Source organism: Pseudomonas sp. FBCC-B545, from assembly GCF_059134095.1.
This window is the reverse complement of the sequence record NZ_CP101441.1, coordinates 1,606,235-1,622,481: the sequence shown is the minus strand read 5'-3', so window position 1 is coordinate 1,622,481 and position 16,247 is coordinate 1,606,235. Positions and strand designations below refer to the sequence as shown.

Here is a 16,247-nt window from a genome sequence, read left to right as displayed (position 1 = left end):
CCCAGGCGGGCGTGGTGGGTAACGTCTGCTGCATTCTCTATAACAAGCCCTACAAGGAACCGCGTCATGAGTGAGTTGATTGCCTACCACTTCGAAGACGGTATCGCGACCCTGACCTTGAGCAACGGCAAGGTCAATGCCATTTCTCCTGCGGTGGTCAGCGAATTCAATGCTGCGCTGGATCAGGCCGAGAAAGATCGGGCGGTGGTGATCATCACGGGCACGCCGGGGATTTTGTCGGGTGGTTATGATTTGAAGGTGATGACCGCCGGCCCTAAAGAGGCAATCAGCCTGGTGACGTCGGGCTCGACCCTGGCGCGGCGTCTGTTGGCGCATCCGTTCCCGGTGATCGTTGCGTGCCCTGGGCATGCAGTGGCCAAGGGCGCGTTTTTATTGTTGTCGGCGGATTACCGCATTGGCGTGGAAGGCCCGTTCAGCATTGGTCTGAATGAAGTGGCAATCGGCATGACCATGCATCACGCCGGTATCGAGTTGGCGCGGGATCGTCTGCGCAAGTCGGCATTTCATCGGTCGGTGATCAATGCCGAAATGTTTGATCCGCAAGGCGCCTTGCAAGCAGGCTTCCTCGATAAGGTCGTGGCGCCGGAAGAATTGCACGCGGCAGCCCTGGAGGCGGCGCGGCAGTTGAAGAAGATCAATATGAACGCTCACAAGCACACCAAGTTAAAAGTGCGCCGGGCGCTGCTGGAGGCTCTGGACGAAGCAATCATCCAGGATCAAGGCCATAACCTGAGTTAACTCCTACACCTGCTTTATCAACGCCCGATCTAGTATCGGGCTTTTTCTTACAAATAAACCCGAGACATCTGTAGCCGCTCTGGGCAGCCGTTACTGGCATGCGTAGAAACATGCGCTTAAACATCGCCTATCTCCTACATCTGTAGGGGCAATTGCCGAATACAGTGCACATCCGTACACTGCGCCACCTTTTGTCCCGATGGGCCGTTTCGATGCTTTTTCTGTTACGTATGCTGTTGATGGGCCTGCACTTTATGATCGCCGGGGTACTGGGCGTAATTTTAGGGGTGTGTCGGCCATTCAATCCGGACAACAGCCGCCTCTGTGCCCGTCTTTACGCATTACCGGCCATGTGGATTTTGCGCCTGAAGTTGAAGACAGATGTCGGCTCGCTGCGCAACAAGCCTGGTACCTGTGTAGTGATCGCCAACCATCAGTCCAATTACGACCTGTTTGTACTTGGCAATGTAGTGCCGCACCGCACCGTATGCATCGCCAAGAAAAGCCTGAAATGGGTGCCGCTGTTCGGCCAGTTGTTCTGGCTGGCGGGCAATGTGCTGATCGACCGCGGCAATGCACACAAGGCGCGGCGTGCCATGCTCACCACCACCCACACGTTGCAGCATGAGGACACCTCGATCTGGGTGTTCCCCGAAGGCACGCGCAACCTGGGCAACAGGCTGTTGCCGTTCAAGAAAGGCGCGTTTCATATGGCAATTGCGGCCGGCGTGCCGATCGTGCAGGTGTGTGTCAGCACTTATGTGAAGCAGATGAAGCTCAATCGTTGGGACAGTGGGGATGTGCTCATACGTTCGTTGCCGCCGATTCCTACGATTGGTCTGACAGTGGACGACATCCCTCAGTTAATGAGGACCTGTCAGACGCAGATGGATGAGTGCATTGCCCAGATGGACCGCGAACTGCAAAGCGCTTGCGTGCCTGCGCCGCTATAAGCCCTGTGCAGGGAGACGCGGAGCGCCACAGGAGGCATTCCCACGCAGAGCGTGGGAACGATCAATCAACTGCCCACAACAATAGAACTCGCTTCCAGCTAAGCTGCCCAACATCTGTCCTCTTGATAAGAAGTGATCAGCACCATGGGTAGAGTTGTTGCGGCCGCCGTCTACAGTGCCGGAAAGAAAGTCTCGGATATCACCCTCGATGAAGGCGCAGCCTGGGCCGCCAAACCCGGACACTTTGTGTGGATTGGCCTGGAAGAGCCCAGTGCCCAGGAGTTGAACAACCTGCAACGCCAGTTCAACCTGCACGAACTGGCCATCGAAGACGCCATGGAAAAGCACAGCCGCCCGAAGCTGGAAACCTTCGGCGACGCGCTGTTTATCGTCACCTACTCACCAGTTCGTGAGAACGGCAAGCTGGAGTTTATCGAAACCCATATCTTTGCCGGCAACGGCTACATCATCACCGCACGCAATGGTCATTCGGCGTCCTACGGTTTTGTGCGCCAACGTTGTGAAGCGCGACCACTGTTGCTGGAGCATGGGGAAGACTTCGTACTCTATGCGCTGCTGGATTTCGTCACCGAAAACTACCAGCCGGTGAGCGAGGCGATCCATGCGGAGATTGATGAGCTGGAGCGCAATGTGCTGTGCAGTTCGCTGAGCGAGGGCGATATCCAGAACCTGCACGGCCTGCGCCGCGACGTGCTGCGGCTCAAGCGCTATGTGGCACCGATGGTGGAGATCAGCCAGGAGCTGCAGAAGCTGAGCTTTCCGTTTATCGACAAGAACATGCGCCCCTACTTTCGCGACGTGCAGATCCATGTAACGCGGCAGATGGAAGACCTCACCACACTGCGCGATATCGCCAGCCAGACCATCGAGATCGGTGTGTTACTGGAGGCCTCGCGCCAGAGCGTAGTACAGCGCAAGTTCGCCGCGTGGGCGGCGATCCTGGCATTCCCCACGGCAGTGGCGGGGATTTATGGGATGAACTTTCAGAACATGCCCGAGCTGCAGTGGCACTACGGCTATTTTGGGGTGCTCGGGTTTATTGCGCTGGGCTGCACAGGTTTATGGGCCAGCTTCAAGCGTTCGGGCTGGCTTTAACGCTGGCGTCCGGCTTGTGGGCGACAAAACGCATCATCCACTCCGCCACGGTTGCGCCGTGGTGGTCGCGTTCCAGGCTGGCAACGCCGTTGGTGTAAACCTTTTCCCCAAGGGTTGTCTGAAGAATCTCCAACAACTCGCGGGAATAGTCCTGGACAAATTCAGGGTGCCCCTGGAAGCACAACACCTGGTCACCGATGTGGTAAGCGGCAATCGGGCAAAACTCACTGGAGGCAATGACCGTGGCATTTTCCGGCAAGGTCGTGACCTGGTCCTGGTGACTGATCAATAGCGTCAGCTCCGGTACCTCGGGGCTCATCCATGGGGCCTTGGCATCCAGCTTGTAGTCATGGATGCCCATGCCCCAGCCTTGGCTCGCGCGCTCAGTCTTGCCGCCGAGCAGCAATGCCAGGAGTTGATGGCCGAAGCAGATACCCAACAGCTTGTCACCGCGCTCGTAGCGCTCGAGCACATAGGTCTTGAGGGTCTGGATCCAAGGGTCAGTGCCGAACGAGTCGGCCTTGCTGCCGGTGATCAGGTACGCATCAAACACTTCGTCATCCGGTGGGTATTCGCCCTGCACCACGTTGTAGACGACAAATTCGGCGGCAATCGGTTGCTTGGCGAACAGGCGCTTGAACATCTGCCCGTAACCTTGGTACTGATCGATCAAGCCTGGACGCAGGATATCGGTTTCCAGGATGCAGACGCGTAGCGACATAAAAAATACCTGACACGGCGATGGGAATATTGCACACCCCAGAGCCTGCCTTGAAATACACCCTCAAGGCAAGCTCCCCCTCCCACATTTTGCTCAGCGGAACACTTCACCCTGTGCCGCTTTCTCCAGCAACAACGCCGGTGGCGAGAAGCGCTCCCCGTACTCCTCTGCCAGGTAGCGGGCGCGGGCGACAAAGTCGTCCAGCCCGTACTGGTTGATAAACTGCAAGGCGCCGCCACTCCATGCGGCAAAACCGATACCGAAGATCGAACCGACGTTGGCGTCAGCGGTGGACATCAGCACGCCCTCCTCCACACAACGTACGGTTTCGATGGCTTGGATAAACAGCAAGCGATCGCGTACGTCCTGGGGTGAGATTTGCTTGCCAGGCTGTTCGAACCGGGTTTTCAGCCCAGGCCACAGGTGCTTCTGGCCGCCAGCGGGATAGTCGTAAAAACCAGCGCCTGCCGCCTTGCCCGTGCGCTTGTATTCGTTCACCAGCAGATCGATCACCGCGGTCGCCGGATGGCTCGGCAGTGCCTTACCTTCGGCCTGCAGATCCTTGGCGGTTTGCTGTCGGATATGACTCATCAGGCTGAGGGAAACTTCATCGGACACCGCCAGCGGTCCCACCGGCATGCCGGCCTTGCGCGCTTCGGTTTCGATCATCGGCGCGGCCACGCCTTCGCCGAGCATGGCGATGCCTTCGTTGGTGAACGTGCCAAACACTCGCGAAGTGAAGAAGCCACGACTGTCATTGACCACAATCGGGGTCTTCTTGATTTGCAGGACGAAGTCGAAACCTCGGGCCAGGGTTTCGTCGCTGGTGCGGGCGCCCTTGATGATTTCCACCAGGGGCATCTTGTCCACGGGGCTGAAGAAGTGCAGGCCAATAAACCTGGCTTGATCGGGGACTGCCGTGGCCAGGCCGCTGATGGGCAAAGTGGAGGTGTTGGAGGCGATCACTGCGTCGGCACCGACCACGCTTTGTGCGGCGGCCGAGACCCTGGCCTTGAGTTCGCGGTCTTCGAACACGGCCTCGATGATCAGGTCGCAACCGGCCAGATCGGCATCATCCTGCGTCGAATGAATGCGCGCCAGGGTGGCTTCCCGCTGTTCGGCGCTCAATTGCCCATGACTGACCTTCTTGTCCAGCAGCGTCGCCGAATGTGCCTTGCCTTTCTCGGCGGCGGCGAGGTTGATGTCCTTGAGCACCACGTCGATGCCCGCACAAGCGCTGACATACGCAATGCCGGCGCCCATCATCCCGGCCCCGAGCACACCGACCTTGTGTGTGACGTAAGGGGCAAAACCCTGGGGCCGCGAGCTGCCGGCGTTGATTTCATTGAGCTGGAACCAGAAGGTGCCGATCATGTTTTTCGCCACTTGCCCGGTCACCAGTTCGGTGAAGTAGCGGGTTTCGATCAGGTGCGCGGTATCGAAGTCCACCTGGGCGCCTTCCACGGCGGCGCAGAGGATTTTCTCCGGCGCAGGGAAGCAGCCATTGGTTTTGCTGCGCAAAATCGATGGGGCAATGGCGAGCATCTGCGCGACTTTGGGATTTGACGGCGTACCACCTGGGATCTGATACGCCTTGTTATCCCACGGTTGCTTTGCCTCAGGATTAGCGAGAATCCAGGCCCGTGACTTGCTCAGCAGCTCATCACGATCCGCCGCCAGCTCATCAATCAAACCTGCTTGCAGTGCCTGGGCGGGCCGGACTTTTTTACCCTCGAGCAAGTACGGCAGGGCTTTTTCCAGGCCCAGCATGCGCACCATGCGCACTACCCCGCCACCGCCCGGCAACAGACCAAGGGTGACTTCCGGCAGGCCGAGCTGAACAGCTTTGTCGTCCAGCGCGACCCGATGATGACAGGCCAGGCAGATCTCCCAGCCGCCGCCCAAGGCCGCGCCATTGATCGCAGCCACCACCGGCTTGCCGAGGGTTTCAAGGCGCCGCAACTGCGCCTTCAACACCAGCACGCTATCGTAGAAACCCTTGGCATGAGACTTGTCGACCTTGATCAGTTCATTGAGATCGCCACCGGCAAAAAAGGTCTTTTTGGCCGAGGTGATCACCACCCCGGCGATCCCGTCTTTTTCTGCCTCCAGGCGCGTGACGGTGGCCGCCATGGCCTCGCGATACGCTGCGTTCATGGTGTTGGCGCTCTGGCCGGGCATGTCGAGGGTCAGCACCACGATCTGGTCCTGGCCTTTTTCGTAACGAATGGCATCGGTCATGAAAGATTCCTTAGGCTCAGAGGCGTTCGATAATGGTGGCGATACCCATGCCGCCGCCGACACAGAGCGTGGCCAGGCCGTAGCGTTGCTGACGCACCTCCAGCTCATCGAGCAAGGTGCCGAGGATAGCGCAACCGGTGGCGCCAAGCGGGTGGCCCATGGCGATGGAGCCGCCGTTGACGTTGACCCGGGCGGCGTCGATGCCCATGTCCTTGATAAACTTGAGCACCACCGAGGCGAACGCTTCGTTGACTTCGAACAGGTCGATGTCTTCAACCCGCAGGCCGGCCTTGGCCAGGGCCTTGCGAGTGGCTGGCGCCGGGCCGGTAAGCATGATGGTCGGGTCGGTGCTGGTCACGGCCGTGGCAACAATGCGCGCCCGCGGTTGCAGGCCCAGTTCGCGACCTTTGGCCTCGGAGCCGATCAACATCAATGCGGCGCCGTCGACGATGCCGGAGCTGTTGCCTGGGGTGTGCACATGCTGGATGCGCTCCACATGGCTGTAGACCCGCAATGCGGTGGCGTCGAAACCCATCTGGCCCATCATTTCGAAGCTGGGCTTGAGCTTGCCCAAGCCCTCAAGGGTGGAGTCGCCCCGGATAAACTCGTCATGGTCCAGCAGTACGATACCGTTCTGGTCCTGCACTGCGATCAGCGACTTGTTGAAGGAACCGTCTGCGCGTGCCCGGGCGGCTTTCTGCTGGGATTGCAGGGCAAAGGCGTCCACATCCTGGCGGCTGAAGCCTTCCAGGGTGGCGATCAGGTCGGCGCCGATACCTTGGGGCGTGAAGTGGCTGTGCATATTGGTTTGCGGGTCGAGCACCCACGCGCCGCCATCGCTGCCCATGGGTACCCGGGACATGGATTCGACGCCGCCGACGACGACCAGGTCTTCGAAGCCGGAACGCACCTTCATCGCGCCCAGGTTGACCGCCTCCAGGCCCGAGGCACAAAAGCGATTGACCTGGACGCCGGCGACGCTGATGTCCCAGTCCGCTACCAGCGCGGCAGTCTTGGCGATATCGGCGCCCTGGTCGCCCACGGGAGTGACGCAGCCGAGCACGATGTCATCCACTTGGTGCGTATCAAGTTCGCTGCGTTGCGCCAGCGCATTGAGCAAGCCGGCCACCAGGTTTACCGGCTTGACGCTGTGCAGGGCACCGTCGGCCTTGCCCTTGCCCCGGGGCGTGCGTACCGCATCAAAGATCAAAGCTTGGGTCATGACATCCTCGAGCCGCTGTGGGTGTATGCCCCTTACCTTAGGCCCGATTGACACGGTTTCAATGACGGATGCGCTCAATGCTTTTGACCCCCTCGCTCGGACGAACGGTAGGTAGCTACGGAATATGCCTGATTAATCGTTTTAGCGGTCTAGCCCTAGGGCTGGCGCCAAGATGGCACTAAGCCTCATGCCGTTTTTAGCGCAAATGCTGATTAGCTGATATGAAATGGATCTAAGCGAAGAAGGGCGGGCGCTCTAAGGTTGAACCTGTAAGACGCTGCTGCCGGGTCTTGCCGGAGCAGCTGTAAGAAAAGTGCAACGTCAGCTCGCGATACTGAAATTAACCGGCACGCATTTGACGCTCAGGAATAACAACAAAATAGGCAGTCAGCCATGTTCAAACATTCGAAAGTACGTCAGGCAGGACTTATTCTGTTCGCCACCACACTGATTCTGATCTTGCCCAACCTGACCAAGGTGCTCGGGTGACGCCCCGCCCCCCAGACGCCGTGCACACACAGCACCAGGCCTGCAGCTTTTGGCAGCACCTGCCGGGATAGTGCGCTTAGCACTGCCGTTGCGGGGGCTGTCTTTTTTACCTGTCAATTTCCGGTATCGTGAGCGCCATCGCCACCTTGCATCGGGCCGCTGCCTTGAAATCGATCCTCGCCTTATTTGCCCTGCTGCTGAGCTTTCCTGTAGCCGCTGCGCAACTCACCATCGACTTGGACCACACCAGCCGGACCTGGCAGACCGCCGATCTGCTCAAGCACCCGCAGGCACAGACGGTACAGATCGTCGATGACGTGTCCTACAAGCGCGACATGACCTATCGCGCGGTACCTCTGGCGGTGCTCCTGCCGGGCCTGAACCCTGCGAGCCACTTGCAAGCGGTTGCCCTGGATGGTTTCGCCGCCGAACTGTCTGCCGCGCCGTTGTTGGAAAAGTCCGGTGCCCGCGCCTGGTTGGCGGTGGAAGACCCGGCTCATCCATGGCCCGCCCTGGCGCAAGGCAAACCGAGCGCCGGGCCGTTTTACCTGGTGTGGACCCAACCCGAAGCCGGGCACATCAGCCCGGAACAGTGGCCCTTCCAGGTATCCAGAATCAAGCAATTGCAGACGGTTGCCGAACGTTTTCCCGCGTTGTTGCCCGACCCGAAACTGGCCGCAAATGACCCGATCAACCAAGGCTTTGCGTTGTTCCAGAAGAACTGCCTGGCCTGCCACCGCCTCAACGGGGCCGGCGATGCCCAAGTGGGACCGGACCTGAACATTCCCTACAACCCCACCGAGTATTTCGGCGGTGATTTCCTCAAGCGTTATATCCGTGACCCGCAAAGCCTGAGGCGCTGGCCACAGGCAAAGATGCCGGCGTTTGCTGCCAGTGTATTGCCGGATAAAGAGCTGGATATGCTGGTCGAGTATTTGCAGCATATGGCGGGGCGCAAGCACCAACCTTAAGTCTGGAGCAATTCAAAAGTTATTGCTGCTGCACTGAAACCACGGTCGGTGCCACGAATACCTTGGCATGCATCTGCTCATGCCCGCCCCCACGGCGCATACCGCGTACCGGGCAGGCGTCGAGGTAGTCCAGGCCCACGGCCAGTTTCAAGTGCCGCTCCGGCCGGGCCAGTTGGTTGGTCACGTCAAAACTGTACCAGGCGTCATCCAGCCAGGCTTCGGCCCAGGCGTGACTGGCCAGATGTGCGCAGTCTTCGGTGTACAAATACCCCGACACATACCGCGCAGGAACTCCCAGGCTGCGTGCGCAGGCGAGAAATGCATGGGTATGGTCCTGGCACACGCCCGCAGCGCCTGCAAAGGCCTGGGCGGCACAGGTGTCGACTTCGGTAGCCCCCGGCGTGTAGATCATCGCTTGGTTGAGGGCCTGCATCAGGTCAATGAGCGCCGTGCGGTCGCGACGCTGGTGGCAATGCTGCTCGGCAAACCGGCGCAGGGCTTCATCGGGCTCGGTCAGACGCGTGCAGCGCAGGAACGGCCAGGCAGACTGGCTTTCGTGTTCGGCCTCGCGCAACTCGTCGATCTCCACCTGGCCACGGGCGCCGATGATAATGGCGTCGTGGGGTTCGTCCAGGGTCAGCACATGCAGGATATTACCGAAGGGGTCCACCTGCGCCCGCACCGGGCGTGGCAGGTCGAGCTGCCAGCTCAATACGTGCTGGCGTTCGCTGTCATGGGGCGTGAGCCGCAGGTACTGGATGCTGGCGCGCACTTGGTCTTGGTAGTGGTAGGTGGTTTCGTGGCTGATGGAGAGTCTCATGCCGCCTCCAGGTAGGAACTGTAGATGGCGTCGCCCAATTGGCGGACCAAGGGGATAAAGTCGGTCAGCCAGGCATGCAGGCCTTCCTCGAGGATTTCGTCGATCGCGGTAAAGCGCAGGCGCGCGTCCATCTCGGCGGCCAGGCGCTGGGCCGGGCGGCCGTTGAGGCCAGGCAGGCTGGCGAGCACTTGGTCGATTTCCTCGCTGCAGGCCCGCAGCGAGCGCGGGACATCGGCGCGTAACAGCAGCAGTTCAGCCACTTGCCGGGACCCCGGCGCATCACGATAAATCTCGGTGTAGGCCTCGAACGACGACAACGCACGCAGCAGTGCACTCCATTGGTAATACGCGTGAGCCGTGCCATCGCTGACCGACGCGGCCTGGTCGCCGGCCATTTCGTAGCGCGCATCCAGCAGGCGCAAGGTGTTATCGGCGCGCTCGATAAAGGTGCCCAGGCGGATAAAGCGGAAGGCATCGTTACGCATGATGGTGCCGTAGGTGGCGCCGCGGAACAGATGGGAACGCTCCTTGACCCACTCACAAAACCGGCTCATGCCGTATCGGCTCAGCCCCTGCTGGGCGATATCGCGAATGTCCAGCCAAGTGGCGTTGATGTTTTCCCACATGTCGGCGGTGATTCGCCCACGTACCGCATGGGCGCTGGCCCGCGCAGCACCCAGGCAACTGTAGATGCTGGCCGGGTTGGCCGCGTCCAGTGCGAAAAAGTGCAGCAGGCGTTCGGCATGCAATTGGCCGTGGCGCTCGTGGTAATCCTCCAGGGTGCCGGTGATCAACAACGGCATGGCCAGTTCGTGCAGTCCGTCGCCGCGCCCATCCTGAGGCATCAGCGACAGTGAATAGCTGACGTCGAGCATGCGTGCGAGGTTTTCGGCACGTTCCAGATAGCGCGACATCCAGTACAAATCCGAGGCAGTTCTACTCAACATGGCATCAGTCCTCGACCACCCAGGTGTCTTTAGTGCCGCCGCCCTGGGACGAGTTGACCACCAGCGATCCTTCGCGCAGGGCCACGCGAGTCAGGCCGCCGGGCACCACGCGGGTTTCCTTGCCGGACAGCACGAACGGGCGCAGGTCGATATGCCGTGGGGCGATACCGTTTTCGACAAAGGTCGGGCAGGTGGATAAACACAGGGTCGGCTGCGCGATATAAGCGTGGGGCTTGGCCTTGATGCGAGCGCGGAAGGCTTCGATTTCCGCCGCCGTGGACGCCGGGCCAACCAACATGCCATAGCCGCCGGAGCCCTGGGTTTCCTTGACCACCAAATCGGGCAGGTGGGCCAGTACGTGGGACAATTCGTCGGGATTACGGCATTGAAAGGTCGGAACGTTCTGCAGGATCGGCTCTTCATCCAAGTAGAAGCGAATCATTTCAGGGACGAACGGGTAAACCGACTTGTCGTCCGCCACTCCCGTGCCGATGGCATTGGCCAGCACCACATTGGCGCAACGATAGGCCGCAAGCAGACCGGGCACGCCGAGCATGGAGTCCGGGTTGAAGGCCAACGGGTCGAGGAAGGCATCATCTAGGCGGCGGTAGATCACATCCACGGCCTTTGGGCCGTCGGTGGTGCGCATGAACACACGGTCATCGCGTACGAACAGGTCCGCCCCCTCCACCAGTTCCACGCCCATTTCCCGGGCAAGAAAGGCATGCTCGAAGAACGCGCTGTTGAAGCGCCCCGGGGTCAGCACAACCACGCTGGGGTTATCCAGAGGGCTGGCGCTTTTCAGGGTATCGAGCAACAGGTTGGGGTAGTGGTCGATGGGCGCGATGCGCTGGGCCGCAAACAGTTCCGGGAACAGGCGCATCATCATCTTGCGATCTTCGAGCATGTAGCTGACGCCACTGGGCGTGCGCAGGTTGTCTTCCAGTACGTAGTAGGTGCCGTCACCATCGCGTACGAGGTCGACCCCGGAAATGTGGGAATACAGATCACGGTGCAGGTCCAGGCCCTGCATTGCCAACTGATACTGCTCGTTGGCCAGTACCTGCTCGGCGGGAATAATGCCGGCCTTGATAATGCGTTGGCCGTGGTACAGGTCGGCGAGGAACATGTTCAGTGCCTTGACCCGTTGGATACAGCCGCGCTCGACAACCCGCCATTCGCTGGCCGGGATACTGCGCGGAATGGTATCGAAGGGAATCAGGCGCTCAGTGCCCAGCTCATCCCCATAGAGGGTGAAGGTGATACCGGCGCGGTGGAACAGCAAATCGGCTTCACGCCGACGCTGGGCCAGCAATTCCGTGGGGGTGTCGGCCAACCAGCGGGCGAACTCGCGGTAATGAGGACGGACCTGCCCTGCCCCATCGTACATTTCATCGTAATAAGTGCGGATCATGCCGTACTCCTTGTCACCCGGACGCGAGAACCTTCGCAAGGCCCGTGCCAGCGGCATAAACACTTAATAATCAATGACTTGAATAATCCAGGCGGAGTCTTCGCACCATTCCAGTGCGTAGAACGTGCCCATTGCATGTCGCACGCTTCATTGCAACGCGGCCCTTGGCTATCGATCGCATAGCCAGAGTTGATTTCACTGCCCGGCCGGCGCTGCGGATAATCACCTCCATCGGCTGAACAGGACATGTCCTACAGCGAAACCCTTTGTGCAACCGGTACTGTGTTACTTCGTGTACTGATCTGCTCCCTCGAGCTTCCCTTTCCGCCACCCTACTGGGGTGGCTTTTTTTTGCATGTAACAAAACCAGTGCAGGCCCCCCCCCAAACAAAATCGGCCGACCCAAAGGTCAGCCGATACGCTGCGCTGCTCATAAAAACCAACTACATGGGTAACCCACGCACCTCCTGCTTGACGCCCCATCCTTCGATGATCCCACCCAGGGGCTCGACCACCGCCTCGAAGTCTTGCTCGAAGTCTCCTATGCCGTCGTAGGTTGCAAACATGATTTTGCTCAGTTCCAGGTACCAGGCGCCATCGTCGCGCGCGCTGACCTGGGCATTCAGGGATTCGCCACGAAATCGACCCGCAGCCCTGCGCGCCCGTTCCTCATCCGGGAAAATGGCGTAGAACTCAATGGGGTGAAAACGCGAGAAATCGAAGCCGCCCTCTTTCATGCGGCGCAGGACGTTGGTACTGATGTCTTCTTGATAGGCTGTGCTCATGAAAAGTGCTCCTCAAATGATGGATAGACTTTCCGTGCTTCCCGAAGCTCGCGCCCTACTGGCGCGAGTACTACGGCAGGAACAACACCGCTGGAAAACAAGCATGTAGCTGACAAGACCAGACCTTAGCGATTCATTCGCTGATCTCGATTGCAGAGTAGCGCGAAGCTATCACCTCCACCAGAGGTGCTTGATGGGTCTAACGGAAATATTCAGGCCGCGGGTTCGACCTTGAGGTCCTTGATACCATTTTGATCATGCAGGCTCTTGACCGTGGGCTCGGGAACACGATCGGCAAGATCGTTAAGGTCCAGCTTTTCTAACACCGGCGACACACGCACCCGCACCATCTGTGCGGCTTCTTCCAGCGTCGGCTCATGCTCGCAGTCGAATTGCTCGACTACCGGCTCGCCACGGTCATTGATGAAAGAAACATTCCACTTCGGCATCGGTGCCTCCTCGATAAAACCCCATGTGTGGGCTTACATCTATCTGGACCTTGAGGCTTCGCCAAACGTTCCACCCAAGGCAGGAGGCACCGGATCAGTTGCGCTTATTTTTCAGCGCGTTCCTTGAGCGCCCTCAAGGTATTGAACGGCGCTTCCACCACGAACTTGTTGGCCAACCACGACGGCACGCTGCCGCCCGGCTCGGTGTGCACTTGGTAGGTCACTTCGGTCTCATTGGCGCCCTTGGGCACCAGTTTCCAGGAGCCTTCGACCTGAGCGACCCGCACATAGCCTTTTTCTTCGGGCTTGTAGGTAGGCACGCCCTGCAAGGTGCGGGTTACGCTGCCATCGGCGTTTTTAGCGGTTGTGACATGAATATACGAGTCACGATCGCTCACCGGAAACGGTGCCTTGAATTGCGTGTAGGTCCAGGCTTCGTCGCCTTTCTTGTCGACCAGTTTCTGGGATTTGCACTCGTGAATCCACGCGCAGGCACCCGCCACGTCTTCCTGCAATGCAACGATCTTGGCCACAGGCGCCTTGATCACGGTCACGCCGCGATACGCTTTGTACTTGGAGCCGGCAACTTCGCTCAGGGACACCTTGATACCGTCTTCGTCCTTGGCCACTTGCCATTCCTCAGCCTGGGCAGTAGCAGCAAACAGCAGTGTAAAACCGCACAACACGGCCAGTCGTTTCAGCGAACCCATTGTTGTATTCCTTATTGTTGAAGTTCCAATAGTAAAGCCCATCAAGCCGCCGTCATCTGCTCCCACCAGCCGATCAAGCGAATTGCATCGGCCTGGTCATTGCCACAGACCTCGATATCAGCCTTGAAATCACTGCACACCGCCGGCCGTTCAGGCAGGCCGAACAGCTGGCACAGTTGTCCGACCGACAGGTGCAGGCAGCGAACGCCTGCAGGCTTGCCCTGGGGCATTCCGGGCAGCGGCGAACTGATGGAGGGGGCGATGCAGCATGCGCCACAGCCTTCACGGCATTTCATGACCAGCAGGTCCTCGACGACTCAATAGGGATGACCGGGCTAGAGTACGCCCTTAAACAGCCGTTTTAAAATGGTCAAACAGGGGTTTTTCGCGCAAAACAAAAGTGACCGACCAGTCTGCGACAGATGGTCGGCAACCTGGGTCACGCATAGCGGCAATGTTTATTGCTTGAATTCGAAATCCAGCGCGGCGCCTTCAACATCACGGCGCTCATCGTTGCGCAGTTGCAGCTTCATCTCATTGCTGAGCAAGCGGCCGTTGATCTGGAACGCACTGTTGTCGGTGGGCTTTTCGCCAAACAGCGGCGGCAGCAAGGGCACGCTCTTGGGCTTGGGCATGGTGCCGATGGGCTGCAACAGCCTGACCATGTCAGAGGGCAGCGAAAGGTCCAACTGTGCCGGTGGCAATTTAGTCTGGGCGACTTCATGGGCAGACTTGGACTTGCTCGCAACGGGCGCGCGCTTTTTGCTCGCTACGGCTTTTTTCTGTGTGGCCGGGGCTTTTTTCACGGGCGTCGGCTTCTTCACGGAGACCTTCTGCTCAACACTGGCAGCCGACGTGCTATCGCCCACCGGCGTGGCTGCCAGCACACCGCTAACATTGCACAGGCTCAACAAGCCAATCACCAAGGTAACGCGAAAAATAGATGTCATATCGCCAACAGCGTTAACGGCAGAAGGCCATATGCTCGCTTGTTGTGCACGGCATGACAAGGGCGCAGATCAATGCTGTCCCCTTTGCACGTCTCAAAAACCCGCCGCGGTCTCCTGGCACAACTGGCTGGCCAGCATGCCCAAGGTCATCAACGCCCGCTCTGCCTCGCGGTTCCAGGGGGTACCGCAGTTGAGGCGAATACAGTGGTTGAACTGTTCCGTATTACTGAAGATCAGCCCCGGCGCAATACTGATGCCCTGTTGCAGGGCACGGACGTGCAGTTCCTGGGTATTGACCCGACCCGGCAAACTGACCCACAGGATAAAGCCGCCGGTTGGACGGGTCATCTGGGTGCCTTCGGGGAAATATTGCTGCACCGCCAGTTGGAAGGCGCTGAGGTTCTTGCGGTATTCCTGGCGGATGTAGCGCAGGTGGCGGTCGTAGCCACCGTTTTCCAGGTAAGCCGCGACCCCCATCTGGGTGACACTGCAAGCTGAGTGGGTACTGAACATCTGCAGGCGCTGGATCTCCTGCTGGTACTTGCCGGCGATCATCCAGCCGATGCGCACACCCGGGGACAAGGTCTTGGAAAAACTCGAGCAGTAGATAACCCGGTCAAGGCGGTCGTAGGCTTTCAGAGCCTTGGTGCGACCCAGTTCGAACATCAGCTCGCCATAGATATCGTCCTCGACGATCTGGATATCGAAATCCGACGCCAGGCGCAGCAGTTGTTTCTGGCGCTCCTCGGGCATGGTGCCACCCAGGGGGTTGCTCAGACGCGTGGTGAGCACCAGCGCCTTGATCGACCACTGGTTGGCGGCCAGTTGCAGGGCTTCCAGGCTCATTCCCGTGGCTGGGTCGCTGGGGATCTCGATGACTTTCAGACCGAGCAAATCGGCGAGTTGCAACAAGCCGTAGTAAGTCGGTGATTCGGCGGCGATCAGGTCGCCAGGCCGCGTGAGTACACGCAAGGACATCTGCAACGCGTCGACGCAGCCGTGGGTGATCACCACCTCGGAAGGGTCTACCACCACACCGGCATCGCGCATGCGGATCGCCACCTGACGGCGCAGCGGTTCAAAGCCGGGGCTGAACATGTAGCTGAAGGCCCGCGGACTCTGGAACCGTGTGACCTTGGCCAACTGCTGGTGCAGCGCCCGTACAGGAAGATAGTCGACACTCGGCACCGCGGCGCCCAAGGGGAACACCCCTTCACGGCGCGACTCGACCAATACCTGCTGGATGATGCTGCTGCGGGTGACCAAGCCTGGCCGCTCGACCCGCGCGATGTCTGGCGTCGGCGCCGTGAGTGCGGGTGTCTGGTGCACGTAATAGCCCGACTGCGGCCGCGCCCGGATCAGCCCCTGGTCTTCCAGGTTGGCATAGGCCTGCAGCACCGTGGCATGGCTCACATTGAGCTGGGAACTCATTTTGCGCACCGACGGCACGCGCTCCCCCGGTTGGTAGACACCGCGTCGGATGTCCTCAGCCAGTTGCTGGGCAATACGCTGGTAAAGCAACAGATTGGTCATGACGCAGCACTCGATTTCACGGGTATTTTATTTTTGTGTGAAACATACCGGCACAGTTTAGAACTGTACGGGGACAGTTGTCACGATAGTCGAGCGCGGGTGGGAGTGACAGCAAAAACTGTTAGAGAGTACGCCTAACAAATGTGGGAGGGGGCTTGCTCCCGATG

16 protein-coding genes are annotated in these 16,247 nt (G+C 59.4%); 4 read left to right on the top strand and 12 right to left on the bottom strand.

Translation table 11 applies throughout. The features are described 5' to 3' along the window. The first annotated feature begins 66 nt into the window (after positions 1–66). The 3 genes from NMB39_RS07560 to NMB39_RS07550 all read left to right on the top strand — a co-directional run bounded on the left by NMB39_RS07560 (position 67) and on the right by NMB39_RS07550 (position 2,828). Positions 67–759, top strand: coding sequence for a crotonase/enoyl-CoA hydratase family protein (locus NMB39_RS07560; protein WP_057014743.1), 693 nt, complete (start codon positions 67–69; stop codon positions 757–759). A 212-nt stretch (positions 760–971) separates the two neighbouring features. Next, positions 972–1,712: a lysophospholipid acyltransferase family protein gene (locus NMB39_RS07555; protein ID WP_494339453.1), complete on the top strand. Its 741-nt coding sequence runs from the start codon at positions 972–974 to the stop codon at positions 1,710–1,712. Positions 1,713–1,856: 144 nt separating this feature from the next. After that, complete coding sequence (locus NMB39_RS07550; protein ID WP_057025701.1) at positions 1,857–2,828, top strand: magnesium and cobalt transport protein CorA; 972 nt, start codon at positions 1,857–1,859, stop codon at positions 2,826–2,828. On the opposite strand, the gene NMB39_RS07545 is transcribed toward NMB39_RS07550, so the two are convergent. The 3 genes from NMB39_RS07545 to NMB39_RS07535 all read right to left on the bottom strand — a co-directional run bounded on the left by NMB39_RS07545 (position 2,806) and on the right by NMB39_RS07535 (position 7,012). Next, positions 2,806–3,549: an amidotransferase gene (locus NMB39_RS07545; RefSeq protein ID WP_043047168.1), complete on the bottom strand. Its 744-nt coding sequence runs from the start codon at positions 3,547–3,549 to the stop codon at positions 2,806–2,808. The genes NMB39_RS07550 and NMB39_RS07545 overlap by 23 nt on opposite strands. A 93-nt stretch (positions 3,550–3,642) precedes the next feature. Then, positions 3,643–5,790: a 3-hydroxyacyl-CoA dehydrogenase NAD-binding domain-containing protein gene (locus NMB39_RS07540; protein ID WP_057025688.1), complete on the bottom strand. Its 2,148-nt coding sequence runs from the start codon at positions 5,788–5,790 to the stop codon at positions 3,643–3,645. Positions 5,791–5,806: 16 nt separating this feature from the next. Then, on the bottom strand, positions 5,807–7,012 hold the full coding sequence (locus NMB39_RS07535) for an acetyl-CoA C-acetyltransferase (protein ID WP_057025689.1): 1,206 nt from the start codon (positions 7,010–7,012) through the stop codon (positions 5,807–5,809). 653 nt (positions 7,013–7,665) lie between these two features. Here NMB39_RS07535 and NMB39_RS07530 point away from each other — a divergent pair. Continuing rightward, positions 7,666–8,472 (top strand): c-type cytochrome, encoded by an 807-nt coding sequence (locus tag NMB39_RS07530; RefSeq protein WP_494340605.1) that lies wholly within the window; start codon positions 7,666–7,668, stop codon positions 8,470–8,472. A gap of 19 nt (positions 8,473–8,491) precedes the next feature. Here NMB39_RS07530 and NMB39_RS07525 read toward each other — a convergent pair whose 3' ends face one another. From NMB39_RS07525 to NMB39_RS07485, 9 genes are all read right to left on the bottom strand, one after another. Then, on the bottom strand, positions 8,492–9,292 hold the full coding sequence (locus tag NMB39_RS07525) for a transglutaminase family protein (RefSeq protein ID WP_046069118.1): 801 nt from the start codon (positions 9,290–9,292) through the stop codon (positions 8,492–8,494). Then, a complete protein-coding gene (locus NMB39_RS07520; protein WP_046069119.1) occupies positions 9,289–10,239 on the bottom strand; it encodes an alpha-E domain-containing protein in 951 nt (316 codons plus the stop codon). The genes NMB39_RS07525 and NMB39_RS07520 overlap by 4 nt, the downstream gene beginning before the upstream one ends. A gap of 4 nt (positions 10,240–10,243) precedes the next feature. Then, positions 10,244–11,653 (bottom strand): circularly permuted type 2 ATP-grasp protein, encoded by a 1,410-nt coding sequence (locus tag NMB39_RS07515; protein ID WP_367236402.1) that lies wholly within the window; start codon positions 11,651–11,653, stop codon positions 10,244–10,246. 443 nt (positions 11,654–12,096) lie between these two features. Next, on the bottom strand, positions 12,097–12,438 hold the full coding sequence (locus NMB39_RS07510) for a ribonuclease E inhibitor RraB (RefSeq protein WP_003193463.1): 342 nt from the start codon (positions 12,436–12,438) through the stop codon (positions 12,097–12,099). Positions 12,439–12,650: 212 nt separating this feature from the next. After that, positions 12,651–12,887: a hypothetical protein gene (locus NMB39_RS07505; protein WP_046069121.1), complete on the bottom strand. Its 237-nt coding sequence runs from the start codon at positions 12,885–12,887 to the stop codon at positions 12,651–12,653. A gap of 104 nt (positions 12,888–12,991) precedes the next feature. Further along, positions 12,992–13,597 carry an START domain-containing protein gene (locus tag NMB39_RS07500; protein WP_057025691.1) on the bottom strand — a complete coding sequence of 202 codons (606 nt, stop codon included), beginning with the start codon at positions 13,595–13,597 and terminating at the stop codon, positions 12,992–12,994. 41 nt (positions 13,598–13,638) lie between these two features. Further along, positions 13,639–13,893, bottom strand: a complete 255-nt coding sequence (locus NMB39_RS07495; protein ID WP_043047177.1) for a YkgJ family cysteine cluster protein — start codon at positions 13,891–13,893, stop codon at positions 13,639–13,641. Positions 13,894–14,055: 162 nt separating this feature from the next. Further along, positions 14,056–14,547, bottom strand: a complete 492-nt coding sequence (locus NMB39_RS07490; RefSeq protein ID WP_494339454.1) for a translation initiation factor 2 — start codon at positions 14,545–14,547, stop codon at positions 14,056–14,058. Positions 14,548–14,640: 93 nt separating this feature from the next. After that, complete coding sequence (locus tag NMB39_RS07485) at positions 14,641–16,080, bottom strand: aminotransferase-like domain-containing protein (protein ID WP_005790467.1); 1,440 nt, start codon at positions 16,078–16,080, stop codon at positions 14,641–14,643. Positions 16,081–16,247: the final 167 nt, after the last annotated feature.

Coding starts and splice junctions, on each gene's coding strand:
- NMB39_RS07560 (WP_057014743.1), top strand. CDS start 67: ATGAGTGAGTTGATTGCCTACCACTTCGAAGACGGTATCGCGACCCTG.
- NMB39_RS07555 (WP_494339453.1), top strand. CDS start 972: ATGCTTTTTCTGTTACGTATGCTGTTGATGGGCCTGCACTTTATGATC.
- NMB39_RS07550 (WP_057025701.1), top strand. CDS start 1,857: ATGGGTAGAGTTGTTGCGGCCGCCGTCTACAGTGCCGGAAAGAAAGTC.
- NMB39_RS07545 (WP_043047168.1), bottom strand. CDS start 3,549: ATGTCGCTACGCGTCTGCATCCTGGAAACCGATATCCTGCGTCCAGGC.
- NMB39_RS07540 (WP_057025688.1), bottom strand. CDS start 5,790: ATGACCGATGCCATTCGTTACGAAAAAGGCCAGGACCAGATCGTGGTG.
- NMB39_RS07535 (WP_057025689.1), bottom strand. CDS start 7,012: ATGACCCAAGCTTTGATCTTTGATGCGGTACGCACGCCCCGGGGCAAG.
- NMB39_RS07525 (WP_046069118.1), bottom strand. CDS start 9,292: ATGAGACTCTCCATCAGCCACGAAACCACCTACCACTACCAAGACCAA.
- NMB39_RS07520 (WP_046069119.1), bottom strand. CDS start 10,239: ATGTTGAGTAGAACTGCCTCGGATTTGTACTGGATGTCGCGCTATCTG.
- NMB39_RS07515 (WP_367236402.1), bottom strand. CDS start 11,653: ATGATCCGCACTTATTACGATGAAATGTACGATGGGGCAGGGCAGGTC.
- NMB39_RS07510 (WP_003193463.1), bottom strand. CDS start 12,438: ATGAGCACAGCCTATCAAGAAGACATCAGTACCAACGTCCTGCGCCGC.
- NMB39_RS07505 (WP_046069121.1), bottom strand. CDS start 12,887: ATGCCGAAGTGGAATGTTTCTTTCATCAATGACCGTGGCGAGCCGGTA.
- NMB39_RS07500 (WP_057025691.1), bottom strand. CDS start 13,597: ATGGGTTCGCTGAAACGACTGGCCGTGTTGTGCGGTTTTACACTGCTG.
- NMB39_RS07495 (WP_043047177.1), bottom strand. CDS start 13,893: ATGAAATGCCGTGAAGGCTGTGGCGCATGCTGCATCGCCCCCTCCATC.
- NMB39_RS07490 (WP_494339454.1), bottom strand. CDS start 14,547: ATGACATCTATTTTTCGCGTTACCTTGGTGATTGGCTTGTTGAGCCTG.
- NMB39_RS07485 (WP_005790467.1), bottom strand. CDS start 16,080: ATGACCAATCTGTTGCTTTACCAGCGTATTGCCCAGCAACTGGCTGAG.